Below are 23,790 nucleotides of genomic sequence, written 5' to 3' on the forward strand. Positions count from 1 at the left end.
ATGCGTGCCGCCGGCCTTCGTCAAGACGGCCCCGGGTTAACCATTGTGAACAAGGTCGCCCAGAAACACCGCGCGGTGGTGTCGCAATTTATTAACCAGTGCCGCTTAAACCTTTGCCACATGGCCGTCAGCTTGCCCTCTTGCGGGGCGAATGCTAGTGCCCAACCGACATTGTAAGAAGCGGAGCGCCCCAATGGCACAGGACTACATCGTCAAGGACATTTCTCTGGCCGCCTTTGGTCGCAAGGAACTCGACATTGCCGAAACCGAAATGCCCGGCCTGATGGCCCTGCGCGAGGAGTACGGGCAAGCCAAACCGCTCAAGGGCGCGCGCATTGTCGGTTCGCTCCACATGACGATCCAGACCGCCGTCCTGATCGAAACGCTGGTCGCGCTTGGCGCCGACGTGCGCTGGGCCTCCTGCAACATCTTCTCCACCCAGGACCACGCCGCGGCGGCCATTGCCGAGGCCGGTGTGCCCGTCTTCGCCATCAAGGGCCAGACGCTGGAAGAGCATTGGGATTACCTCGACAAGTCCTTCCTCTTCGACGACGGCCCCAACATGATCCTCGACGATGGCGGCGACGCCACGCTCTACGTCCTGCTCGGCGCCCGTGCCGAAGCGGGTGAGGATATCATCCCCGTCCCCTCCTCCGAGGAGGAAGAGGTGATCAAGAAACAGATCGCCAAGCGGATGAAGGCCTCCCCCGGCTGGTTCACCAAGACCCGCGACCAGATCAAGGGCGTGTCCGAGGAAACCACCACCGGCGTCAACCGCCTGTACCAGCTGGTGCGCGACGGTCAGCTGCCCTTCCCGGCGATCAACGTGAACGACTCCGTCACCAAGTCGAAGTTCGACAACAAGTATGGCTGCAAGGAATCGCTGGTCGACGGCATCCGCCGCGCCACCGACACCATGATGGCCGGCAAGGTCGCCGTGGTCTGCGGCTACGGCGACGTGGGCAAGGGCTCCGCCGCCTCGCTCAAGGGCGCCGGCGCCCGTGTCATCGTGACCGAGATTGACCCCATCTGCGCCCTTCAGGCCGCCATGGACGGCTTTCAGGTGACAACGCTGGAAGATGTGGTCGAAACCGCCGACATCTTTGTCACCACCACCGGCAACAAGGACGTCATCCGGATCGAGCATATGCGCGCGATGAAGGACATGGCGATCGTCGGCAACATCGGCCACTTCGACAACGAAATCCAGGTCGCCAGCCTCAAGAACCACAAGTGGACCAACATCAAGGAACAGGTCGACATGATCGAGATGCCGAACGGCAATCGCATCATCCTGCTCTCCGAGGGCCGCCTGTTGAACCTCGGCAACGCCACCGGGCACCCCTCCTTCGTGATGTCCGCGTCTTTCACCAATCAGGTGCTGGCGCAGATCGAGCTGTTCACCAAGGGCGGTGAGTACGAGAACAAGGTCTACATCCTGCCCAAGCATCTGGATGAAAAGGTCGCGCGCCTGCATCTCGACCGCATCGGGGTCAAGCTGTCGACCCTGGCCAAGGAACAGGCCGACTACATCGGCGTGAAACCCGAAGGCCCGTTCAAGCCGGAACACTACCGCTACTGATCCCGGCCTGTCTGAGTCAGGGAACAAGCGTCCCGCTGCCACCTGCGGGGCGGCTCCCTTTCCCGTGCGATCACACGGCCGGAATCCGGTTGCACCTTTGGGCCGGGTCCCTATCAATGCCCAGACGGACAAACGTCAGGATTCAGAGGACCGCGTGACATGACCCAAGCAGACGCCCTTTTCCAACCGGTGGAGCTGGACAAGCTCAGCCTGAAGAACCGGATCGTCATGGCCCCGATGACGCGCACCTATTCGCCCGGCAATGTCCCGAACGACAAGGTTGTAGAATACTACCGCCGCCGGGCCGAAGGCGGCGTCGGCCTGATCATTACCGAGGGCACCTGCGTCGATCACATCGCCGCCCATGGCTATCCGAACGTGCCCAACATCCATGGCGACGACGCCCTGGCCGGATGGAAAAAGGTCGTCGATGCCGTCCATGAGGCGGGTGGCAAGATCGCCCCGCAGCTCTGGCATGTCGGTGCGATACGCCGTCCGGGCGTGACCCCCGGCGGCGACACCCCCGGCTACAGTCCCAGTGGCATGGCCGTCCCCGGCAAGGTCGTGGGCCATGCCATGACTCAGACGGATATCGACGATGTCGTCGCCGCCTTTGCCAGGGCCGCGGCGGATGCCCAGGCCATTGGCTTTGACGCGGTCGAGATCCACGGCGCGCATGGCTATCTGATCGACCAGTTCTTCTGGGACGGCACCAACCAGCGGGACGATACCTATAACGGCGATCTCGCCGCCCGCTCCCGCTTCGCGCTGGAGATTGTCCGCGCTGTCCGTGCCGCCGTCGGGCCGGAGTTTCCCATCATCTTCCGCTATTCCCAATGGAAACAGCAGAACTACGCCGCGCGCCTCTGCGAAACGCCGGAGGAGCTGGGCGCTTTCCTGCAACCGCTGGCCGAGGCGGGGGTCGATATCTTCCACTGCTCCACCCGCCGGTTCTGGGAACCGGAATTCGAGGGGAGCGATCTGAACCTGGCCGGCTGGACCCGAAAGCTGACCGGCAAGGCGGCGATCACCGTGGGCAGCGTCGGGCTGAACGCCGATTTCCTGCCCGACGACGGGACCAAGGGCTTCCGCGCTGCCGAAACCGCCAGCATCGACAACCTGCTGGAGCGGGTCGCGCGGGACGAGTTCGATCTGGTCGCCGTCGGCCGGGCCCTGATCGCCAATCCGGACTGGGCCAATCAGGTCGCCGCGGGCCAGTTCGACAGCCTCGCCGCCTACGAAAAGAAAATGCTGGAGACCCTCTACTGAGGCGGCGCATATCCGCGGCGGACAAAATTTTCAGAAAAATTTTCGCATTTCGCGCTCCGCCCGGTATAGAATCGAGAGTGTTGTGAAAAACACATCTAATTACAGTGTGTTAAGTGGACATGAGGGAGACGACCATGGGCAAGCGCGATGAGCTGATTGCGAAATATGCCGAGGACCTGAAAGAAAAATGCGGGATGACCCCGGATATGGACCTGCTGACCAAGGTGACGATCGGCTGCGGTCCGGCGATCTACAACGACGATGCCTCGACCGTCGCGGGCAGCCAGGAAAGCGAGCTTGAGACCGTCAAGGAGAACTTCCTGATGAAAAAGCTGGGCCTCGCCGACAGCCCCGATCTGATGGCGGGTATCAAGAGTGTTCTGGACACCTATGGCCAGTCCAACCGCAACAAGTATCGCGCGGTGGTCTACTACATGCTGGTGAAGCACTTTAAAAAGGAATCCGTCTACGGCTGACGGGTTTTGACTGATCTTTTAAGAAAGGGGCGTTTGGCGCTTCGTCCCGATTGAGATAAACTCGGGCCATTCCGAAGGTGGGAGTGACCCGAGGGGTAAGTGAGGGACCCGGCCGATGCGCCGGGTCCTTTCCGTTTCAGAAGAGGCCCAGAACCAGCCCGATCACCCCCGGCCCGAGGATCGAATAGCCGCCATCCAGCAGCGTCAGGTTCCGCGGCCGCATCGCATAGGCATAATTCATCGCTACCCAGGGTGTGATGAAGAAGGCGCCGACCCCGAGGCCCGCGACCAGACCGCCGCCGGGGCTTTCGATCCCGGCCATGGCAAAGATATGCCGCATCATGCCGGCCACGAGGATCATGCAGATGCCGGAAATCACGAAGGGCAGGGGGGATGCGCCGTTCACCGGCTTACCGTTCTCATCGACCGGGATGCCCGCCGCTTTCATCCAGGGCCTGGCCAGGGTCATGTACCAGACGGCCCCCACGGCAAAGCCCGCAAGGGCCGCCACCAATACTGCAACTACGCCCATCTCACTCTCCCTGCTGCGCGTTTCAGCAGCAGTCTAGGCGCAGTTCAACTATTTTGCCTAGCGTTTCGATGCGCCTGTCCGATCCGCGCGTCAAAGGCCGGCCATCCGGCAGATCAGCGTCCATTCCTCCTGCGAGACGGGCTGCACCGACAGGCGCGAGTTCCGCACCAGCACCATCTCGGCCAGTTCCGGGGTCTGCTTGATCTGGTCCAGCGACACCGGGGTGGGCAGCGCCTGCACCGCGCGGATGTCGACGCAGTCCCAACGGTCGTCATCCGTGGTGCTGTCGGGATGGGCCTCGGCGCAGACCTCGACGATGCCGACGATCTCCCGCGTTTTTTGCGAATGGTAGAAGAAGCCCCGGTCCCCCAGCTTCATCTCGCGCATGAAGTTCCGGGCCTGGTAGTTCCGCACCCCGTCCCATTCCTCGCCCTTGTCGCCGCGCGCCACCTGCTGATCCCAGGACCAGGTGTCCGGTTCGGATTTGAACAGCCAGTAGCGCATCATCCGATCACCCGGTTCCAGGCGGTGAGGGTGACGCGCTCGAAGAGGCCCGCCTTGGCATAGGGGTCACTGGCCGCCCAGGCCTCCGCCGCCGCCTGATCGGGCAGGTCGAGGATCACCAGCGATCCGCACATCTGCCCCGCATCATCCAGCAGAGGCCCGGCCTGGGTCACGACGCCGGTCTCCTTGATATAGGCCAGATGCGCGTCGCGATTGGCCTTGCGAACCTCCAGCGCGCCGGGTTTGTCATGGGCCATCAGGGCGTAAAACATCGCTATTCCTCCTTCAGCGGGCGCGACAGCAGCAGGGTCATCGCATCCCGCACCCCTAGCGTTCCGTCGATCAGGCCAACCACAGCATCGGTGATGGGCATGTCAAGCGTCATGGCCTGCGCCCGCGCCTGCAGCGCCCGCGCAGTTGCGGCGCCTTCGACGGTGATATCAGGGTCAAACTCGGCGCTATTGCCGATGGAGAGGCCGTATCGATAGTTCCGCGACAGCTCCGACGTGCAGGTCAGGGTGAGGTCGCCGAAACCCGACAGACCGGCCAGCGTGTCCGCCCGCGCGCCCAGGGCCAGCGCCATCCGCTGCATCTCTGCATAGCCGCGGGTCATCAGGGCGGCGCGGGCGCTTTCGCCCAGCCCGGCTCCGATGGCCGCGCCACAGGCAATCGCCATGACGTTCTTCACCGCGCCGCCGATCTCCGCCCCCGGGACGTCGGTGGTGCGATAGATGCGGATGTTCTGGGTTGTCAGCGTTTTCTGAAGGCTCCGCCCGATGCCATCCTCGGCACAGGCGAGGGTCAGCGCCGTGGGCAGCCCACGGGCGATATCCTGCGCGAAGGAGGGGCCGGTGAGGATGGCGGACGGCGCATCCGGCCGCATGTCGGCAATCACCTGCGTCGGGGACAGCCTTGTGCTCAGCTCGATCCCCTTGCAGCAGGCAACCAGCGGGCGGGGACCGAAATCGGGCAGGTCGCGCAGGGCGGTGCGCAGCATCTGCATGGGCACGGACAGCAGGACCGGGCCATCGGGCAGGTCCGTCGCATCCTCGGTCACGTGCAGGGTTTCGGGAAAGGTCATGCCGGGCAGGCGGGTCGCGTTTTCCCGACCATCGCGCATCGCGGCAACCTGCGCGGCATCCCGGGCCCAGAGCGTCACCTGCGCCCCGCCACGCGCCATGGAGATGGCCAGGGCGGTCCCGAAGGCCCCGGCGCCAATCACGGAAATCATGCTTTCGGCCCCTTCTTGCCGCCGCCCAGCATTCCCGCCGCCGCCCTGTCCAGCGGCCAGCGCGGCCGGGCCGCCAGTGTCATGTCATCCCGTGCGCCACCCGCGAACCGCTCCAGCCCCGCATAGGCGATCATCGCCCCGTTGTCGGTGCAAAGCGCGAGCGGCGGGGCGACGAAACCGACGCCCATTTCCGCAGAAACAGTCTCTAATCCGGCCCGAATGGCCTTGTTGGCGGCGACACCGCCCGCCACGGCCACCATCGGCACCTCCGGCCCTTCGGCCAGGTAGAGCGCCAGGGCGCGGCGCGTTTTCTCGACCAGGACGTCGACCACCGCCTGCTGGAACCCGGCGCAGAGGTCGGACCGGTCCTGCGCCCGCAACTGCCCGTTGTCCATCAGGCTGTCACGGGTCCGCAGCAGCGCCGTCTTGAGGCCGGAGAAGGACATGTCGCACCCCTCCCGATCCAGCAGCGGGCGGGGGAAGCGCAGGCGGGCGGCATCGCCCCTGGACGCCTCCGCCTCGACCGAGGGGCCGCCGGGCTGCGGCAGGGCCAGCAGGCGCGCGGTCTTGTCGAACGCCTCGCCCGGTGCGTCGTCGATCGTGCCGCCCAGGCGGGTGAAATCCTCCGGCCCGCGGACCAGCAGAAACTGGCAATGCCCGCCGGAGACCAGCAGCATCAGATAGGGGTAGGCCACGCCATCGGTCAGCCGGGGGGTCAGCGCGTGACCGGCCAGGTGATTGACCCCGATCAGCGGCAGACCGGCCCCCGCGGCGATCCCCTTGGCGCACATCACGCCGGACATGACCCCGCCGATCAGGCCCGGTCCGGCGGTGACGGCCACCGCGTCGATCCCGCCCAGATCCAGCCCGGCCTCGTCCAGCGCCCGCCGGACGACGATATCCATCCGTTCCGCGTGGGCGCGGGCGGCGATTTCCGGAACGACCCCGCCGAATTGCGCATGCAGTCCCGTCTGCCCCTCGACCACCGACGACAGAACCTCGGCCCGCCCCGGGGTGCCGCGCACCACCGCGGCAGCGGTATCGTCACAGGAGCTTTCCAGGCCGAGAAGGGTATGTATCCGCACCGTGGGTTCCGATTGCAGTTGCCATCGTCCGCAGGTAACACCGCGAGGTGGCTGAAACAATGGCGAGGCCCAGATGCGCCGTCCGACGATCCTCGTGACAAGGCCCGCGCCCGACGGCGCGGCAACAGCGGCGGCACTGACCAAGGCGACCGGTCTGCCGGTCGTGCAAAGCCCGCTGGTCGAGATTGCGACCACAGGCCCCCTGCCTGACATGGCCGATACCAGCACGCTGCTGTTCACCTCGCGCAATGGCGTGCGCGCCTATGCCGATCTGGGCGGCCCGCCCCGCCCGGCCGTCTGTATCGGCAGCGCCACCGCCAAGGCGGCCCGGGACTCCGGGCTGGAGGCCCGCGCCGTCGGCGGGGATGCCGAGGCGCTGATCGCCGCCCTGCTGCGCGACCCGCCTGATGCCCCCCTGCTGCACCTGCGGGGGGAGGTCGTGCACACCGACATCGCCCCCCGGCTGGCCGAGGCGGGGATACAGGCGCAAGAGGCGGTGATCTATCGCCAGACCCTGTTGGAGCTGACGGCCGAGGCGCAGGCGCTGCTGGCGGATCGTCGACATGTGATCGTGCCACTCTATTCCGCCCGGACCGCCGCCCGACTTGCCGCCTGCGCCAGCCCCCGCGCGCCGCTTCACCTGGTCGCAATCAGCGCTGCGGTCGACCGCGCGGCAGGGGATGTGGACGCGGAAAACAGGATCATCGCGGATACGCCGGACGCCCCGTCCATGATCCGTGCGGTGCTTGCGACCCTGCGGCGGGTTGAGGGGATGGCAGGCCCGCACTAAGTTGAGATTGCTGCATTTGCGAAAGTAGGGATTCGAAAGGACTCATTCTTGGCCTCCGGGAAGAAACCAGCAAAGCCCACGGACGAAACCGCCGCCGCTCCGAAGGAGGATACGGCGCTCTCCGTTTCGGGTGAGGACACCCTTGTGGACACGGCGGAGGACCCCACGGCCGATGCCCGGCTCGAGACCTTTGATAGTGCGGAGGATGCCGACAGCATCACCCTGCCGGAACCGCCCAAGAGCGGAGCAGAGTTGCCCGACCCCCGGGCGGACGACCCCGCAGAAGATACCGTGGCGCCAGACGACGCGGCTGAGGACAAATCCACCGGGGAGCCGGAGCCAAGCGATAGTCCGCCAAGCGATCCGCAGGAGCAACCCAGGGAGGCCGCCCCCGTAGCGACGACCGAAACCGAGCGACGCGGCGGGGTGATCCCCATGGTTCTGGGCGGGGTCGTCGCCGCCGCCGTCGGCTTCATCGCCGCCATGCAACTGCCCCAGGGGCAGGACCTGACCCCCCGGATCGAGGCGCAGGAGCGCGCGATCGCCGATCTCAAATCCGCCATCCCAGCCCCGGCGGATACCTCCGCCCTGGAGACAGCGGCGCAGGACAATGCCAGCGCCATCGCCGATCTGAGCGCGCGGGTCGACGCGCTCTCCGCCGATCTGGAGGCCATGACTGGCCGCATGACGGAGCTGGAGAAAGCCCCGCTGGAAAATGCCGTCTCCGAGACCGCCATGCAGGCCTACGAGGATGAGCTGACCCGCCTGCAGGATGCGATGCGGGCGCAGCGCGAAGAGGTCGAAACCATGCTGGCCAATGCCCAGGACATGCGCGCCGCCGCCGACGAGGAATCCAGCCAGACCCAGGCGCGCGCCGCCCTGACCCGGATCCTTTCTGCCATGGACAGCGGGCAGAGCTACGGCGAACCCCTGGCCGAGCTTCAGGCGACAGGCGTCGCCGTGCCGCAGGCGCTGACCGACAATGCGGACAGCACCCCGACCCTGACGCGCCTGCGCAGCGAGTTCCCCGCCGCAGCCCGCGAAGCCCTGGCCGTGACCCGCGGCGGTGGCACCTCCTCCGTCGGGGATTTCTTCAAGACGCAGCTTGGCATCCGGTCGCTGGAACCGAAGGACGGCGACGACCCCGATGCCATCCTCTCCCGCGCCGAAGCGGCCCTGGCCGACGGCGATCTGGAGACCGCACTGCAGGAAATCGAAACCCTGCCGCCCGAGGCGCAGCAGGCGCTCTCGGCCTGGGTGGCCGCCGCCGAAACCCGTCTCGCCGCGACCGGTGCGGCCCAGGGCCTGATGGCCGAACTGAATACGAACTAAGGAACGCCACCGATGCTCTGGTCTCTCGTCAAGATTTTGGTTTTCGTCGCGCTGGTGGCTGCCGCGACCCTCGGCGCCTCCTACCTGCTGGACATGGAGGGCGGGGTCCTCATCGCCATGGGCGGGATCGAGATCAACCTGACCCCGATCAAGGCCGTCATCGCGGCCGTCGTGCTGATCCTGGGCGTCTGGCTGTTCCTGAAACTCTTCGGCCTTCTGATCGCCCTGCTGCGGTTCATCAACGGCGATGAAACGGCGCTGTCGCGGTATTTCGACCGCAACCGCGAGAAGAAGGGCTTTGACGCGCTGAGCGAGGGGATGATGGCCCTGGCCTCCGGCGAGGGGCGCAAGGCCCTGTCTAAGGCGGCCAAGGCGGATCGCTATCTCGACCGTCCGGAACTCACCACCCTGCTGACCGCCCAGGCGGCGGAGCAGGTCGGCGACAAGGCCAAGGCCGATCAGGCCTATCGCAAGCTGCTGGACAACGAAAAGACCCGCTTTGTCGGCGTGCGCGGCATCATGAAACAGAAGCTGGCGGAGGGCGACACGGCCACTGCCATGGCGCTTGCGGAAAAGGCCTTTGCCCTGAAGCCCGGCCATGAGGAGGTGCAGGACACCCTGCTGCGTCTGCAGGCGCAGAACGGCGACTGGAAGGCCGCCCGCGCCACCCTGAAAGCGAAACTGCGCCACGGCACCCTGCCGCGCGACGTCCACCGCCGCCGCGATGCGGTCCTGGCCCTGTCGGAGGCCAAGGGCGTGCTGGATGACACGGCAACGATCGAGAGCCGGGAGGCGGCCATCGAGGCCAACAAGCTGTCGCCCGATCTGATCCCTGCCGCCGTCCTCGCGGCCGAGGGCTATATCGCCAAGGATCAGAAGCGAAATGCGACCCGGGTCCTCAAGAAAGCCTGGGAGGCCGCGCCGCACCCCGACCTCGCCGCCGCCTTTGCCCGCATCGAACCCGAGGAAACCCCCGAAGCGCGGCTCAAGCGGTTCCAGCAGCTGGTCAAAACCGCCCCCGACCATCGCGAATCCCGCCTGCTGATGGCCGAGCTGTACATCGCCGCCGAGGATTTCCCCGAAGCCCGCCGTGCCCTCGGCGATCTGGCGGCCGAAAGGCCCGACGCCCGCACGCTGACCATCATGGCCGCCATCGAACGCGGCGAAGGTGCGGCTGATGCGATTGTCAAAGGCTGGCTGGCCCGCGCCGTCACCGCCCCGCGCGGCCCGCAATGGACCTGCGAGAACTGCCACCACATCCATGCCCACTGGGCGCCCATCTGCGACAACTGCGGCGCCTTCGACACCCTGGCCTGGAAAGAGGGGCCCGCCACCGACTACCAGAGCCCGGTCGGCACCGCGATGCTGCCCCTCATCGTCGGAGAAATCGAGGACCAGCGCCCCGCATCCCCCCGCGACCCCGCCACCGGGCCGACGCCGGAAGACGCCGAGATCGTCGAGGACCCCGCATCCGAAACCACCCCCCCGGAAGAGCCGGAAAAGCCGAAAGAATAGGACTTTCCCTTGCCCGGGCGGAATGCTATAGCGCCGCCTCACGGGGCCGCTGTAGCTCAGCTGGTAGAGCACGTCATTCGTAATGATGGGGTCGGGGGTTCGAGTCCCTTCAGCGGCACCACTTCAAACAGCGACAGCAATTCCGGAGCTGTTGTGTGTGATCCCTGCTCCAGATGATCAAGCCTTCGAACGGTTGGACGCAGAACGTCTGCGGTCCTTGCAGCCTGTGCTTGATACAATTGAAACAATTGGCGAGCATGAACTGACAAAGTGTCGGGGTAAGGTGACCGCAGGGTGGTATCAGTGTTCTATTGCGGCGCGACCGGCGCGCAGGTCCGATTGCCATGCCAAAGGGGATGCCGACGGATATGAACAACCAACCGCGCAACGCGAGCGCCATGTTTCTCGACGCGGCAGATGTCCTGGACGAAGCGCTGATTGTCTTTGATTGCGACCAGCGTCTCGTACTGGCCAACCGGCGTTTCGCCGAGGTGCTGGGACCGCAGGCCCATGTGCTCGTCCCGGGCGCGCACCTGCGTGACATTGTTGCCACCGCCCTGAGCAGCGGGCAGATCAAGGGCAAACTGGCGACGGTCGACGGGTTCACGCAGGCCATCGCGGAGATACCGGACGCCGGTACGCTGGAGCTGGACGTGGAGCTGCCCGGTGGTGCGCGCAAGAAGATCAGGCTGTCGCGTCTGCGCGATGGCGGCATCGCGGGAACCCTCGTTGACGTGACCGAACAGTTCCGGGCCGAACGGCTGTTCACCGATGCCGTGGCCAGGCTGCCGGTCGGCGTGGCGATCGAGGGGCCGGACGGTCAGTTCACCCATTGCAACGACGCCTTCGCGGCCCCCTTCGGTCTGACAGCGGCCGAAATCCTCCACCTGTCCGATGAGGAGCGGTTCATGGTGCTTGCCCCGCAGATCGCGGCCATTTCGGGCGAAGACGTCGGCCACCGGGGACCGCAGGTCTTTGCCGAGGCGATCAGGCGGCAGCGCGCGTCGCTGGAACCGATGGAAGTCAGGTTCCACAGTGAACGCCATTTCCTGGTCGAGCGCGCGGTCACCGCCGACAACGGTCGTGTGGTCGTCGTGACCGAAACCACCGCGCTGAAGGAGGCGGAGGCAAGGAGCCTTCAGACCCTGAACGACACTGTGCAGTCCCTGGACGAGGGGCTCGCCATGTTCGACCGCGCGGGCCGGTTCGTGCTGAGCAACCGGGCCTGGAACAGCGTCCTCTTCGCCGGAATACCCGCGCCGATATTGGGCGAAACGATCGACGACAGTCTGCATCGGCTTGTCCGCGAGGGCGCGATCGTGGCGCTTGAAGGGTTGTCGGGCGACGGTCTGGGCGACGCTCTGGTGCGCTTCGTCAGGGGATTTGGCAAGAAGCAGACGGCCCATCTGGCAGACGGGCGCATCCTGCTGATCTCGGCGCACCGGACCGAGACGGAGGGCTACCTGATTTCCTTCATGGACGTGACGGAGCAGCGCCGGGCGGAGGAGGAGCAGCGCGAGGCGGATCTGTTGCTGCGCAAGATCGTCGAGGCCTGTCCGGCGAATTTCCTGGTGTCCAGAATTGACGACGGCAAGGTCATCTACTGCCCGCCACCCTCGCGGGAGCGTTTTGGCGATATCGACTCGACGCTGAGCTTTTTCCTCAATCCGCAGGACCGGCAGCACTATCTCGACGCGCTTCTGCCGACCGGCTCGCTCGATGATTACCGGGTCCAGTTCCGTCGCGGCGACGGGTCGATCATGCAGGGTCTGACCGCGGCGCGGGTGACGGAGTACAAAGGCGAACAGGTCATCGTCTCCTCGACCCGCGACATTTCCGAGTTGCTGGCCATGCAGGAAGAACTGCAGCGGCAGCGCGACATGGCCCATCAGGCGGAGAAGCTCTCGGCCTTGGGGGAATTGCTGGCCGGTGTCGCGCACGAGCTTAACAATCCGCTCTCGATCATCGTCGGATATGCCCAGATGCTGGAGGGCCAGATCGCTGATCCGGTCCTGTCCAAACGGGTGGACCGGATCGCCGAGGCGGCCAACCGCAGCGCGCGGATCGTCCGGGCCTTCCTGGCCATGGCGCGGCAGCGGCCCGCCAAGCTCGAACCCTGTTCGCTGAACGAGATTGCGACGACGGCGCTGGAGGTGGCAGGCTACGGCTTGCGCGCCAACGGCGCCTGCATCGAGACCGAGCTGGACCCCGCCCTGCCGCCGGTCCTTGGCGACGCCGATCAGTTGGTGCAGGTCTTTTCCAACCTGATCGTGAATTCGGAACATGCGCTCGCCCCGATCGGCAATCAGGCGCATCTGCTCATCCGGTCCTTCCTGGACGAGGCCAATCAGCATTGTGTGGTGGAGGTCAGGGACAACGGGCCCGGCATCCCCGAGGACATCCTGGCGCGGATCTTCGAGCCCTTCTTCACGACCAAGGGCGTCGGGGACGGAACCGGAATCGGGCTCGCCTTCAGTCATCGGGTGGTGGATGCCCACGGCGGCAAACTGGAGGTCACGTCCCGCGAGGGGGACTGCACCAGCTTTTTCGTCCGGCTCGATGTGCATGACCGCCCGGCGACGTCAGGTCCCGATCAAACCGCCGACACCATCGAGATCGCGGGCACCAAAGTCCTTGTCCTGGACGACGAACTCACCGTCGGAGAGCTGATTTGCGACATGCTCGAAGAACTCCGCTGCGAGCCGGTCCTGGTGGAGGATGCCCGCGAGGCGCTCCGCCTGCTGGAGCGCGAGCCCTTCGATGTCGTGCTGAGCGATTTCACGATGGCGGGCATGCGGGGCGACGAATTCTATGAAACGCTTCGGCGGGACATGCCGGACTATGCCACGCGGGTCGCCTTCATCACCGGCGATACCATGGGCGAGAAGGTGCAGCAGTTCCTGTCCGAAACGGACCGGCCGTACCTGGAAAAGCCGATCGCGCAGGATGATCTGGCGGCCTTGCTGGACCGGCTTCTTGGGAAAGGACAGAGGTAGTGACGACAGAGCAGGGCAAGAAGACGATCCTCGTCTGCGATGACGAAGCTCACCTGCGGGAGATGCTCTCCGAATATTTCGGCGAACGCGGGTACGGCGTAATCGAAGCGGCGAACGCAGATGAACTCGCCGCGCTTCTGGAGCAGGAGCCGCCCGATGCGATCATCCTCGACATCAACATGCCGGGCACGGATGGCCTGACGGCGCTGCGCAATCTGCGCGTCACCTCCAGGGTCCCGGTGATCATGCTGTCTGCTGCTGCGGACGTGGTCGACCGCATTATCGGGCTGGAAATGGGCGCCGACGACTACGTCACGAAGCCGGTGGACCTGCGGGAGCTCGAGGCTCGGGTCAAGGCCGCCCTGCGCAGGCAGGACTTCCTTGACCCTCCCGCGGACACATCGGTCGAAAAACCGGCTGCCGGGACGGTGCCTTTCGGATGCTGCAAGCTTGATCTCGACGGTGCGAAGCTCTTCGGCCCGGATGGCGAAGAGATCATGATCACCGCGATGGAGTTTCAGCTGCTCCGCGTCTTTGCCCGCAATCGGGGGCGTGTCCTGAACCGCGACCAGCTGCTGGAGCAGGCGCACGACAGGGGGTGGGAACACTACGACCGGTCCATCGACCTGAGGATCTCGCGCCTGCGCCGCAAGATCGAGAAACACCCGACAAAACCCGAAGCGATCCGGACCGTCCGGGGGATCGGCTATATCTTCGACTGACGCGCCATGCAGCCACGGGCGGCCAGACCCCCAGATATGCCATGAAAAATGCGCGGGGATCCCCCCCCGCGCATCCTTGCCACGCCCTGGCGCGGTGACAGGGGCCGCAGGGCCCCCGCCTCAACCTCTTAGACGATGAACAGATCGTTTGCCGTCAGATCGATATGGCCGAGCAGACAAAGGGACAGATCCGCCTCCAGCCCGTTTGCGTCACGCAGATAGACATTCGTGACATCGCCGTAGATATCGCTCTGCGTGTGTTCGAAATAGGCCTCGGCCCCCGGCGCGCCGGAGAAACCGTTCTGCTCGCCAAGGTAGGAGGTCACGCCGAACCCCTCGAAGAGCAGCAGGTCACCGTCCGAGACGAAATCGCCGACCACATCCATCGGGTCCGTCGCGCCGCCGCTGTCGCCGATATTGAAGTGGAAGACATCATACCCGGACGCGCCGTTCAGGTAGTCCCCGATGTCGCCTGCGCTGTTCGTGCCGCCATGGATGACGTCATTGCCGGCGCCGCCATTGATGTAGTCGTTTCCGGCGTTGCCGTAGATCACATCGGCCCCGCTGTCGCCAAGAAGCGTGTCATCGCCCGCGCCACCTTCCAACTGGTCGTTGCCGTTGCCGCCATACATCTCGTCGTTACCTAGGCCGCCGGACATGATATCGTCACCGTCGTATCCCTCCATCTGGTCGTTGCCGGCGTCTCCGTTCATCATGTCGTTGCCGGCGCCGCCGTTCATACGGTCGTTGCCCAGATCGCCGACCAACACGTCATTGCCGCCGCCGCCTTCCATGTGGTCATCGCCCAGGCCGCCCTGCAGCAGGTCGTTGCCAAGGCCGCCAAAGGTCTTGTCGTCACCGTCGCCGCCGAGGATCGTATCGTTGCCGTCTTCGCCCCAGATCAGATCCTTGCCGTCCTGCCCTTCGATCCAGTCGTCGCCGTCACCCGCGAGCACGACATCGCGACCGTCGCCACATTCGATGTCGTCATTGCCTGCACCGCCGTAAACGAAGTCGTCGCCGCGACCGGCCTCCAGGACATCATTGCCGTCTCCGCCGTCGAGCATATCGTTGCCGGTGTCGCCTGCGATGACATCGTTGCCGATACCGCCGTACAGGTCGTCGTCGCCACGGCCGCCGTGGAGCAGGTCGTTACCCGCGCCGCCATAGGCGACGTCATTGCCATCGTAGAGGAAGATATCGTCATCCCCCCACAGGCCCCAGGCCTTGTCGACGGTGTTGGAGCCCTGAAACTCATCCGTTCCGGCCCAGTCGACCCAGTTATTGCCTGGTGTGACAATCAACCCGTTGGCGAATGTCTGGGCCAGGAAGCCGGGTTCGATGATTTTCGTCTGGAAACGGGCAAAGATGTTGGCGGTCTCGGACAGGAAAGGTCCTTTCGCCAGGCCTTCGCGGGCAGGGTCCTGGTCGTCCGACGGGGGGCGGCCGCCGTCGTGGTCCCGGGGGTCGTCCACCGGATCGACAGGGTTCACCGTGGGCAGGCGGGTCGCCGTGGTCAGCGGCGGAAGGCTGTCCTCTTCGCCCGTCTCGTCGATCCGGGTCTTGTCGGCTTTGGGTTTCCACGCGGTGGTGGTGTAGAATGACTTGAACAGTTTGGATGCCATGTCTCTGGTCCTTTACAAATGACTGCCCAAGACCTTCGCCACGGCATTCGGAAGCGGGCAAAGCGTCTTGGGTCTGGGTCGGGTAATGGACCTGCGATGTATCCGTCTGACGTCTGGGCGCGGCCTTTTTGTAAGTTTTGTAGCGGGCGGAGGCGTTGGAGTTCGCGACCGGACACAATTGAAACAGACCGAGACAATCTCGGTACGAAAGGGCCGGGGCTGACAAGTGGCCCCGCGTCCGCCCGGGTGCCGGTATCGGTCACAAACGGGGGGACCGAACTATTGACCTTTTTAGTCAAGTAATCGAAAACGGGCATGACGGGGTGGGCCTCCCGCCATGGAAAAATGGAACGAAAGGCGGTTGAGATGACAATTCTGACAAGGGCACTTTGCACGGGACTGGTCGTGGCGGCGGCGGCGACAGGGTCATTGGCGCAGGACACGACACACCGCCTGTCGGTGGAGCTGAACGCCGCCCAACCGCAGGAGGAGGCCTGCAAACTGTCCTTCGTGGTGGTCAATTCCCATGACGAGGATATCGGCAAGGCCGTCTTCGAAACCGTGATCTTCGACGCATCCGGCCAGGTGAACCGGCTGACCCTGTTCGATTTCGGGGTGCTGCCCCAGGGCCGTCCGCGGGTACGTCAGTTCGTGATCCCGGGAACCCCCTGTGATGCGATCGGGCAGATCCTCTTCAACGGGGCGCAGACCTGCGAGTCTGGCGGGCTCGGCCCCGATGCCTGCACGCGCGACCTCGGACTGACCAGCCGAACCGAGATCGAGGTCGTGGGATGACCGATCTGCTGAACGCCCTGGCCCGCATCGCCGATATCGGCGGTCCGGTCGTGATGATCCTGATCGCCGTTTCCGTGGTGACGCTGGCCGTGGTCCTTTACAAGATCTGGCAGTTTGCCGCCGCGGGTGTCGGGCGGCACAAGGCGCTGACACAGGCGGTGAACGCCTGGGACCGGGGGGATCGCGCCGCCGCGCGGGAGGCGCTCGGCAAATCCACCAGCTACCTGGCCCCGGTGGTCGACATGGCCTTTACCGCCGGTGTCGGCTCCGGCACCTCCGAACGGCTGGAGGCCGAGGCGGAGATCCGCTTTGCCGGGCTGGAACGCGGGTTGCGGTATCTGGACAGCGTGGCGCAACTGGCCCCGCTTCTAGGTCTGTTCGGCACGGTTCTGGGGATGATCGAGGCGTTTCAGGCGCTTCAGGATGCGGGCTCGCAGGTCGATCCCTCGATCCTGGCGGGCGGGATCTGGGTCGCGCTGCTGACAACGGCGGTCGGCCTTGTCGTCGCCATGCCGACGGCGGTCGTGCTCAGCTGGCTGGAGGGGCGGATGGATGCGGAACGGGTGATCGCGGGCCGCGCGATCCAGACGATCCTCTCCCCGCTTGGCCACACGACCAGCCAAGAGGCCGAGGGCGCGCTCGCCCATGCGTAAGGCGCGCCGGGCAACGCGCATGTCGATGACGTCTCTGATCGACGTGATCTTTCTGCTGCTGCTCTTCTTCATGCTCACCTCGACCTTCTCGAAATTCGCGGAGGTCGAACTGACCGCCGCCGGCGCCTCTGCGGGCGGGGTGGCCGCCAGACCGCCACTCTTTCTGCGACTTGCGCCCGAAACGCTCAGCCTGAATGGCAAAACCCTGGCGCTGGACGGCCTGTCGGAGGCCCTGGCGCCCGAAGCGGACAGCGAAACCCCGCGCCAGCTGATCGTCGCCCTGGCGCCGGAGGTCACGGCGCAGCGCCTGACCGACCTGATGGTGAGCCTGCGGGGGATCAGCGGGGTCTCCGCCACGGTTCTGGGGAGCGGATCATGAAACCCGCGCGCCGCAGGCAACGCCGCGAACCGACCATCGCGCTGATCAACATCGTCTTTCTGATGCTGGTCTTCTTCATGGTCGCGGGCACGTTGGCCGCGCCGCTCGACAAGGATCTGCAGTTGGTGGACACCAAGGACCTCGACGGTGTTTCGCCGCCCGACGCGCTGGTCGTGCACCCGGACGGGCGGCTCAGCTATCGCGGCGAGGATGTGGCGGATGCGGCGGGCTATGTCACTGCGCAACGGGCCGAGGTGGCGGAGGCGGGCCCCGTGCGTCTGGTCCCCGATCGCAATCTGCCTGCCGATCAACTGGTCGCGCTGGCCCGGGATCTGCGTCAGGCAGGCGCGACGGGGGTCATCATCGTGACGGAACGGGGGCTCGAATGATCGCCGGATCCCGCACTGGCAAACTGCTGGCCCTGGCGACGGCGGGGGCTCTTCATGCGGCTGTGGCCCTGGCCCTTTACCGCGACGAGCCGATCCTGGTCGAAGGGGCCGCAGGCGGGCAGACCGCCCAGATCGGGTCGAGCTTCACCGACATGAGCGCCGGGACGATGTCACCTGAACCGGCCGAGGACATCACCGAAGAGGTCGATCCCGACCCGGTGGAGACCCCCGAGGCCGAAGAAATCGAGCCGGAAACGGAAATCACCGAAGTCGAGACCGCCGAACCTGTCGAGACTGAAGCCGAAGCGGTGGAGACGGCCGAACAGGCGGAGCCGGTGGAGAATACCGAACATGCCGAACCGGTAGAGACCCCGCAGGCGGAGCAGATGGCGGCCCTTGTCCCGGTCACGCCGGAGGGCACCCTGGCCGCCGTCCCCGAACAGCCGGACCCGATCCCGGCGGAACCGGAGGCGCTGCAGGCCGCAAAGCCCGAACCCGTCGAAACCGCCCCCGTCCCGGAGCCGGCGGAAACCATCACCGCCCAGACCGATGGCCCGATCACCGAGATGTCGAAGCGCCCGGTGATGCGCGACCCGGCCATGGAAACGCCGATCAAACGCGCGGAGAAGCCCAAGCCTAAACCCAAGCCCAAGCCGAAACAGGCGCCTCAGGGCAATGCGGAGCAGACGGCGAAGGCGGGCTCTGTCTCCGGCTCCGAAAACGCCCGGGCCAAAAGCCAGGGCGTCGACAATGCCCGCGGGACAGAGGCCGGAAATGCCGCCGCCAGCAACTACCCCGGTCTGGTCAGCCGCAAACTGGCACGGGTGCGCAAGCCCTCGGTCGGGCGTCGTGGCACCGCCTATGTCGCCTTTTCCGTCACGCCGTCCGGCGGTCTCGGCTCCGTATCCTTGGCCCGCTCGTCCGGATCGCCGCAGATCGACAAGGCGGCCCTGTCCATGGTGCGCCGCGCCGCGCCCTTCCCGCGCCCGCCCGCAGGGGCGCAGCGCAATTTCTCGGTTCCGATCCAGTTCCGGTAAGCAGCGGACCCTTCGGCCTCAGCCTCAGACCCGCAAATGAAAACCGCGCCCCCCGGGGGACGCGGTTTTGCCTTGTCGCGAGGGGCGATCGACCCGTCGGGGCCGACCGCCAGCCCGGTCAGAACCGGACGGTCGCCGTGACGCCGAAGGACCGGCCCGGATCGGTCAGCGGCGTCACGCGGGAAAAGCCCACGCCGTCGTTGCCGCGCCCGGAATAGGTCTCGTCAAACAGGTTTTTCACGTCGAAACGGACCTCGAGGTTCTTGATCGACCGGGGCTTGTAGGTGGCCCAGAGGTTGACGACCTCATAGCCCGGCAGCGCGGAATAGAGCGCGCCAAGCGACGCCGGATCGTCATTGCGCAGGGCAATTTCCGCCGTGCCGCCGATGCGGATCTCGTCCGTCACGTCAAAGGCACCGGACAGCCCGATGACATGCCCGACCGGCCGCCCGATGTAATAGTCGGTGGAGGCGGTCGTATTGCCGTTGGTGGTCACATCCGCGTAGGTCCAGTTGGCCTCGAAGTAGCCCCGGCCGCCGGTATAGCGGGCCGAAAGGTCGATCCCCTGGGACTTGATGTCATTGGTGCTGGTCGCGGCGGTGAAGGGATCGTCAGCGCCCTTGATCTCCGTATGGAAGATCGCACCGGCCAGCGACAGCGGCCCCTGTTCATAGCGCAGACCGATCCGCGCGTTGGTGGCGCGGCTGGTGCTGGGCTGGCCATAGGTGGCGAAGGCATTGGTCAGAACGCCGCCCCGCAACTGCTGGAAGTTGATCAGCGCTGCTTCGTTCAGCTCGTACCCGCCCCAGACGGAGGCCGCGCCGATGTTCAGCGTCAGCGCATCGTTCAGGATCACATCGGCAGAGGCATTGGCGCTGAGCCCGCTGTCGGTCCAGGTTTGCCCGTTGGCCCCGGTGAACCGCTGCGCATCGGCGCGGATCCCGTAGGACAGGGACAGCCGGTCGCCCACGTCCTGACGCATCTGGGCATAGACCCCGATGCTTTCGACCTTTTCGCTGTTGAGCGAGGCATAGGTCCCGTCCACGGCCCCAAGCGGCCCGATCGGCGTGGCCTCGTCGATGAAGAAATCGACACCTGCGGTCAGCACGCCATTGCCAAGCAGGAAGTCATTCTCGACCTTGCCGGAGAGGCTGGTGTTTTCGCCCTTGGCGAGGCCCGGGTCGACATATTGCCGGTTGTAGGCCAGCTGGATCGTCGGCGCGATCGCCCCGTCGGGGTTTTCATCGGTGTAGGTCAGCACATAGCTGGTCCGCTCGGTCGTGGCGACCTCATAGACCGTCGACCGCCCGGGCACATTGGCAAAGTCCGGCCGCGCATAGCCCAGCTGGAACGGCCGAAGACCCCGGTCGGAGATATGCTCGGCCGAAAATTCCACCCGCTTGCCGGACTCGGAGGTGAAGGCGAACTTGCCGAAGTAGTCCGTCAGCTCCGGCTCGGTCCCGCCGATGACCGCGCCGCTGCCGTCCTTGTAGTCGTTGCCGGTCTGGCGAGAGTAGCCCAGCAGATATTCGAACCCGCCCTGCATGCCGTAGACCGCCAGGTTGCGGCGGAACCCGTTGCCGTTGGAATTGAACGACAGCGAGGTGATGCCGCCAAAACTCTTGCCCACGTCCAGCAGATCACGCGCGCCCTTTGTCTCGTATGCGATCACCCCGGCCAGGGCCCCGGGCCCCGCATCCGCAGGCGCCAGACCGGAGCTGACCTCGACCCGCTTCAGCAGATAGGGGTCGATCGGCACGTTGCCGGTGTGGTGAAAGGCGCCCTTGTTCTGACGCGCGCCGTCGATGGTCACGGCAAGGTTGCTCTCCTCGATCCCGTGCACCAGCACCTTCTGGGCGACAACCGCCCCGCCTGTCGCGATGATCTCGGACTGCCCGGCGAAGAGCTCGTCCGTGGACGCGGCGTTGCGCTCCTCGATCTCGTCTTCGGAAACGACGGTGTTGCCCAGCAGATCCTGGGCGGCGTCGCTTTCGACGCGGATTGTGTTCAGTTCTACAACGTCCTGCGCCTGCACCTGTGGTGCAACAAGCGCAACACTGGCGAGCAGCATCGCCCGGGTGGTGCGTGTCATGACCCTATTCCCCAAAAAGGATGTAAATTTCGAGGCTTGCGGAACGCACGAGGGTTAGGCGTCTGGCTGGCTATCACGAGTGCGTTAGGATGTCATAGTAATTTTGTCAACTATGACGTCACACGAGGACGACGGGACGTCCCTCTAGGATCTCCACTGTGGCGCGGGTGCCGAAGACCTGCTCCAGCAGCATCTCTGTTACGATCTCCCGCGGGGGGCCTTCGGCGGCGATGCGCCCCTCCTTCATCACCACCAAATGGTCGGCAAAGGCGGTGGCGTAGTTGATGTCATGCAGCACGATCACCACGGTGCGTCCGTCCTGATCCGCCATCTCCCGCACCAGCCGCATCAGATCGCGCGCCGCCGCGATGTCGAGGTTGTTGAGCGGCTCGTCCAGCAGCAGGTAAGCCGTATCCTGCGCATAGGCCATGGCGACAAAGGCCCGCTGCCGCTGACCGCCCGAGATTTCGTCGAGGAACCGGTGCTGCAACCCCGTCAGATCGAACCGCGCCAGCGCCCTTGCGACATGGTCATGATCCGCCGCGCCGGGCCGTCCACGATGCCAGGGATAGCGGCCAAAGCTGACCAGATCCGCCACGCTCAACCGCGCGCTGACATGGGTGGATTGCGCCATCACGGCCAGGGTCCGGGCCAGGTCGCGGTCGCTGACCTCCCCGACCCTCTGCCCGCCGATCTCGATCCGGCCGGTGGTCAGCTTCTGCAATCGCGCGATCAGCGACAGCAGGGTGGATTTCCCTGCCCCGTTCGGCCCGATCAGTGCGGTGACCCCGCCCTGCGGGATCTCCAGGTCGATCCCTTTCAGGATCGGGGTTCCGTTGATCGAATGCTCGACACCGTCAATCCGGATCATGCCGCACGCCTCTTCAATAGCAGGTAAAGGAAGGTCGCCCCGCCGATCAATTCGATCACCACGGTCAGCGGCGTGGCCAGATGGAACACCCGTTCCATCAGCATTTGCCCCCCGACCAGGATGATCCCGCCGGTCAGCGCCGCGGCGGGCAGCAGCACCGCGTGCCTGTGTGTGGGCGTGGCGATATGGGCAAAGGCCGTCACGATCAGCCCGAAGAAACTGGACGGCCCGCTGTTGCCGGAGGCCAGCGGCCCCGCCAGCGCGGTCGCCGAGGCCACCAACAGGCAGATCGTCAGCAGGGCCAGCCGATGCAGCCGCGCCGGGGGTTCGCCCAGCCCGGTCGCGGTGGCCTCGCCCAGGGACAACACATCCAGCCGGTACCGCATTCTCCAGGCCAGGATCAGCCCAACCAGCACCGTGCCGGAGGAAACCGTCAGCAAGACCCCGTCGATCTGGGTGAACCGCGCGTAGGACATGGATTGCACGGTCTGAAACTCGCTCGGGTCGATCAGCCGTTGCAGGAACTCGGTCAGGGCGCGGATCAGCAGGCCGATCACCACCCCCGTCAGCACCAGCCGCACCATATCCCCCCGCGCCAACCGCATCAGCGCCGCGAACAGCAGCAGGCCAAGCCCGGTCATTGCCGACAGGTTCAGCGCAAAGAGCAGGGCAGGCGACAGCCCGGCATAACCCGCCGTGCCGATGGAGTGGACCAGCCCGGTCAGGATCAGCACATAGAGCGCGTCAAACCCCATCAGCGAGGGGGTGAGGATGCGGTTCGCCGTGATCGTCTGGAACAGCACGGTCGCCACCGACAAGGCCACGCCGACCAGCAGCAGCGCTCCCAGCTTGGTCAGCCGATAGGGCAGGATGAAATCCCAGGGGCCCGCCGCATCGACGAAGACATATGCCAGGGCCGACAGTGCCAACACAACGGACAGCGCGACCAGCCGCCGGATCATCGGATCAGACATGGTGCCGCTCGCGGTTCAGCAGGATGACAAAGGCCACGGCCCCGATCACCGCAATCGTCGTCGCCACCGGCACTTCGTAGGGCTGACGGATGACCCGCCCCAGGATATCCGCCGCCAGCACCAGCACGGCCCCGCCAAGCGCGGTCAGCGGCAGCGCGCGGCGCAGGTTGTCACCCGTCAGCCGCGTGGTCAGGTTGGGCACGACCAGCCCGACAAAGGGGATGGCGCCGAGCGTGACCACCACCATCGCCGTGACCACCGACACCGCCGCAACCGCCGCCGCAGTCACCAGGCCGACATTCAGACCGAGGGCGCGCGCGCTGTCTTCGCCCAGGGTCAGCAGGCTGAGCCGGTCGGCAATCAGATAGGTCGCGGCAGAAGCCAGTCCGGCGATCCACAGCAATTCGTACCGTCCGCGCAGAACGCCCGACAATTCACCGGTCAGCCAGGTGCCCAGGAATTGCATCATGTCGCCCTGATAGGCGACAAAGCTGACCACCGCGCCGATCACCCCGCCGTAGACCAGCGCGACCAGCGGCACCAGCAGCGGCTGTGTCGGGGGCAGGGGGCGGATCAGGGCCATCAGCCCCAGGCTGCCCGCCAGCGCGGCCAGGGATGCCGCGCCCATCTTCACCCCGATGGCCGCGCCCGGCAGGACCAGGGTGCACAACAGCACGCCCAGGGCCGCGCTTTGCCCTGCCCCGGCGGTCATGGGTTCGATGAAACGGTTGCGGGCCAGCACCTGCATGACCTGACCCGACATCGCCAGACCGGCCCCGGCCAGCAGTGCGGCCAAGGTCCGGGGCACCCTGCTTTCCAGCGCCATGGCCCGCCCCTCGGGCGTCAGGATCAGATCGCGCAATGACAGGTCGGAGGCGCCAAGCGCCAGCGACAGCAGGATCAGACCACAGAGAAGCGTCGCGCCGAACAGGCGCATCGCC

The 23,790-nt window shown here is 65.7% G+C and carries 23 protein-coding genes and 1 tRNA gene; 14 read left to right on the forward strand and 10 right to left on the reverse strand.

Annotated features, from left to right (window positions below; all coding sequences use genetic code 11):
* Positions 1–193: 193 nt before the first annotated feature.
* The 3 genes from ahcY to ACFC2Y_RS06690 all read left to right on the forward strand — a co-directional run bounded on the left by ahcY (position 194) and on the right by ACFC2Y_RS06690 (position 3,327).
* Positions 194–1,582 carry an adenosylhomocysteinase gene (ahcY, locus tag ACFC2Y_RS06680; RefSeq protein WP_375174026.1) on the forward strand — a complete coding sequence of 463 codons (1,389 nt, stop codon included), beginning with the start codon at positions 194–196 and terminating at the stop codon, positions 1,580–1,582.
* A 159-nt stretch (positions 1,583–1,741) separates the two neighbouring features.
* Positions 1,742–2,851 (forward strand): NADH:flavin oxidoreductase, encoded by a 1,110-nt coding sequence (locus tag ACFC2Y_RS06685; protein WP_375174025.1) that lies wholly within the window; start codon positions 1,742–1,744, stop codon positions 2,849–2,851.
* Positions 2,852–2,985: 134 nt separating this feature from the next.
* Complete coding sequence (locus ACFC2Y_RS06690; protein WP_375174024.1) at positions 2,986–3,327, forward strand: DUF2853 family protein; 342 nt, start codon at positions 2,986–2,988, stop codon at positions 3,325–3,327.
* Positions 3,328–3,463: 136 nt separating this feature from the next.
* Here the strand turns inward: ACFC2Y_RS06690 and ACFC2Y_RS06695 are convergent, their stop codons facing one another.
* The 5 genes from ACFC2Y_RS06695 to tsaD all read right to left on the reverse strand — a co-directional run bounded on the left by ACFC2Y_RS06695 (position 3,464) and on the right by tsaD (position 6,679).
* Entirely contained in the window at positions 3,464–3,859 is a 396-nt protein-coding gene (locus ACFC2Y_RS06695) for a DUF1761 domain-containing protein (protein WP_375174023.1), read from the reverse strand.
* Between the two features lie 90 nt (positions 3,860–3,949).
* A complete protein-coding gene (locus tag ACFC2Y_RS06700; protein ID WP_375174419.1) occupies positions 3,950–4,363 on the reverse strand; it encodes an EVE domain-containing protein in 414 nt (137 codons plus the stop codon).
* The gene (locus ACFC2Y_RS06705) at positions 4,363–4,635 is read right to left on the reverse strand and encodes a YciI family protein (protein ID WP_375174022.1); all 273 of its coding nucleotides are present in this window, start codon (positions 4,633–4,635) and stop codon (positions 4,363–4,365) included. The genes ACFC2Y_RS06700 and ACFC2Y_RS06705 overlap by 1 nt, the downstream gene beginning before the upstream one ends.
* 2 nt (positions 4,636–4,637) lie before the next feature.
* Positions 4,638–5,594, reverse strand: a complete 957-nt coding sequence (locus tag ACFC2Y_RS06710; protein ID WP_375174021.1) for an NAD(P)H-dependent glycerol-3-phosphate dehydrogenase — start codon at positions 5,592–5,594, stop codon at positions 4,638–4,640.
* Positions 5,591–6,679, reverse strand: a complete 1,089-nt coding sequence (gene tsaD / locus ACFC2Y_RS06715) for a tRNA (adenosine(37)-N6)-threonylcarbamoyltransferase complex transferase subunit TsaD (RefSeq protein WP_375174020.1) — start codon at positions 6,677–6,679, stop codon at positions 5,591–5,593. Before tsaD ends, ACFC2Y_RS06710 begins: the two co-directional genes overlap by 4 nt.
* Before the next feature lie 73 nt (positions 6,680–6,752).
* Here tsaD and ACFC2Y_RS06720 point away from each other — a divergent pair, with 73 nt between their 5' ends.
* From ACFC2Y_RS06720 to ACFC2Y_RS06745, 6 genes are all read left to right on the forward strand, one after another.
* The gene (locus ACFC2Y_RS06720; protein WP_375174019.1) at positions 6,753–7,469 is read left to right on the forward strand and encodes a uroporphyrinogen-III synthase; all 717 of its coding nucleotides are present in this window, start codon (positions 6,753–6,755) and stop codon (positions 7,467–7,469) included.
* A gap of 48 nt (positions 7,470–7,517) precedes the next feature.
* Positions 7,518–8,801 (forward strand): mitofilin family membrane protein, encoded by a 1,284-nt coding sequence (locus ACFC2Y_RS06725; protein WP_375174018.1) that lies wholly within the window; start codon positions 7,518–7,520, stop codon positions 8,799–8,801.
* Positions 8,802–8,813: 12 nt separating this feature from the next.
* On the forward strand, positions 8,814–10,316 hold the full coding sequence (locus ACFC2Y_RS06730; RefSeq protein ID WP_375174017.1) for a heme biosynthesis protein HemY: 1,503 nt from the start codon (positions 8,814–8,816) through the stop codon (positions 10,314–10,316).
* Between the two features lie 45 nt (positions 10,317–10,361).
* A tRNA-Thr gene (locus tag ACFC2Y_RS06735) sits at positions 10,362–10,437 on the forward strand.
* Between the two features lie 247 nt (positions 10,438–10,684).
* Entirely contained in the window at positions 10,685–13,312 is a 2,628-nt protein-coding gene (locus tag ACFC2Y_RS06740) for a PAS-domain containing protein (protein WP_375174016.1), read from the forward strand.
* Positions 13,312–14,034 (forward strand): response regulator, encoded by a 723-nt coding sequence (locus ACFC2Y_RS06745; protein ID WP_375174015.1) that lies wholly within the window; start codon positions 13,312–13,314, stop codon positions 14,032–14,034. Before ACFC2Y_RS06740 ends, ACFC2Y_RS06745 begins: the two co-directional genes overlap by 1 nt.
* A gap of 128 nt (positions 14,035–14,162) precedes the next feature.
* Here the strand turns inward: ACFC2Y_RS06745 and ACFC2Y_RS06750 are convergent, their stop codons facing one another.
* Positions 14,163–15,659 (reverse strand): calcium-binding protein, encoded by a 1,497-nt coding sequence (locus ACFC2Y_RS06750; RefSeq protein WP_375174014.1) that lies wholly within the window; start codon positions 15,657–15,659, stop codon positions 14,163–14,165.
* Between the two features lie 366 nt (positions 15,660–16,025).
* Between ACFC2Y_RS06750 and ACFC2Y_RS06755 the strand changes: the two genes are divergently transcribed.
* The 5 genes from ACFC2Y_RS06755 to ACFC2Y_RS06775 are packed head-to-tail and all read left to right on the forward strand — an operon-like array spanning position 16,026 to position 18,912.
* Positions 16,026–16,454 carry a hypothetical protein gene (locus ACFC2Y_RS06755; RefSeq protein ID WP_375174013.1) on the forward strand — a complete coding sequence of 143 codons (429 nt, stop codon included), beginning with the start codon at positions 16,026–16,028 and terminating at the stop codon, positions 16,452–16,454.
* Complete coding sequence (locus tag ACFC2Y_RS06760) at positions 16,451–17,107, forward strand: MotA/TolQ/ExbB proton channel family protein (protein WP_375174012.1); 657 nt, start codon at positions 16,451–16,453, stop codon at positions 17,105–17,107. The genes ACFC2Y_RS06755 and ACFC2Y_RS06760 overlap by 4 nt, the downstream gene beginning before the upstream one ends.
* A gap of 25 nt (positions 17,108–17,132) precedes the next feature.
* The gene (locus tag ACFC2Y_RS06765; protein ID WP_375174418.1) at positions 17,133–17,486 is read left to right on the forward strand and encodes a biopolymer transporter ExbD; all 354 of its coding nucleotides are present in this window, start codon (positions 17,133–17,135) and stop codon (positions 17,484–17,486) included.
* Entirely contained in the window at positions 17,483–17,875 is a 393-nt protein-coding gene (locus tag ACFC2Y_RS06770; RefSeq protein WP_375174011.1) for an ExbD/TolR family protein, read from the forward strand. Before ACFC2Y_RS06765 ends, ACFC2Y_RS06770 begins: the two co-directional genes overlap by 4 nt.
* A complete protein-coding gene (locus ACFC2Y_RS06775) occupies positions 17,872–18,912 on the forward strand; it encodes a TonB family protein (protein ID WP_375174010.1) in 1,041 nt (346 codons plus the stop codon). Before ACFC2Y_RS06770 ends, ACFC2Y_RS06775 begins: the two co-directional genes overlap by 4 nt.
* 118 nt (positions 18,913–19,030) lie before the next feature.
* On the opposite strand, the gene ACFC2Y_RS06780 is transcribed toward ACFC2Y_RS06775, so the two are convergent.
* The 4 genes from ACFC2Y_RS06780 to ACFC2Y_RS06795 all read right to left on the reverse strand — a co-directional run bounded on the left by ACFC2Y_RS06780 (position 19,031) and on the right by ACFC2Y_RS06795 (position 23,786).
* Positions 19,031–21,004: a TonB-dependent receptor domain-containing protein gene (locus ACFC2Y_RS06780; protein ID WP_375174009.1), complete on the reverse strand. Its 1,974-nt coding sequence runs from the start codon at positions 21,002–21,004 to the stop codon at positions 19,031–19,033.
* A 118-nt stretch (positions 21,005–21,122) separates the two neighbouring features.
* Positions 21,123–21,875, reverse strand: a complete 753-nt coding sequence (locus tag ACFC2Y_RS06785) for an ABC transporter ATP-binding protein (protein WP_375174008.1) — start codon at positions 21,873–21,875, stop codon at positions 21,123–21,125.
* The gene (locus tag ACFC2Y_RS06790) at positions 21,872–22,849 is read right to left on the reverse strand and encodes an iron chelate uptake ABC transporter family permease subunit (protein WP_375174007.1); all 978 of its coding nucleotides are present in this window, start codon (positions 22,847–22,849) and stop codon (positions 21,872–21,874) included. Before ACFC2Y_RS06790 ends, ACFC2Y_RS06785 begins: the two co-directional genes overlap by 4 nt.
* Complete coding sequence (locus ACFC2Y_RS06795) at positions 22,842–23,786, reverse strand: iron chelate uptake ABC transporter family permease subunit (RefSeq protein ID WP_375174006.1); 945 nt, start codon at positions 23,784–23,786, stop codon at positions 22,842–22,844. The genes ACFC2Y_RS06790 and ACFC2Y_RS06795 overlap by 8 nt, the downstream gene beginning before the upstream one ends.
* Positions 23,787–23,790: the final 4 nt, after the last annotated feature.

The sequence above is a fragment of the Pseudooceanicola sp. genome (assembly GCF_041987405.1).
In the GTDB taxonomy this organism is placed as follows: domain Bacteria; phylum Pseudomonadota; class Alphaproteobacteria; order Rhodobacterales; family Rhodobacteraceae; genus Pseudooceanicola.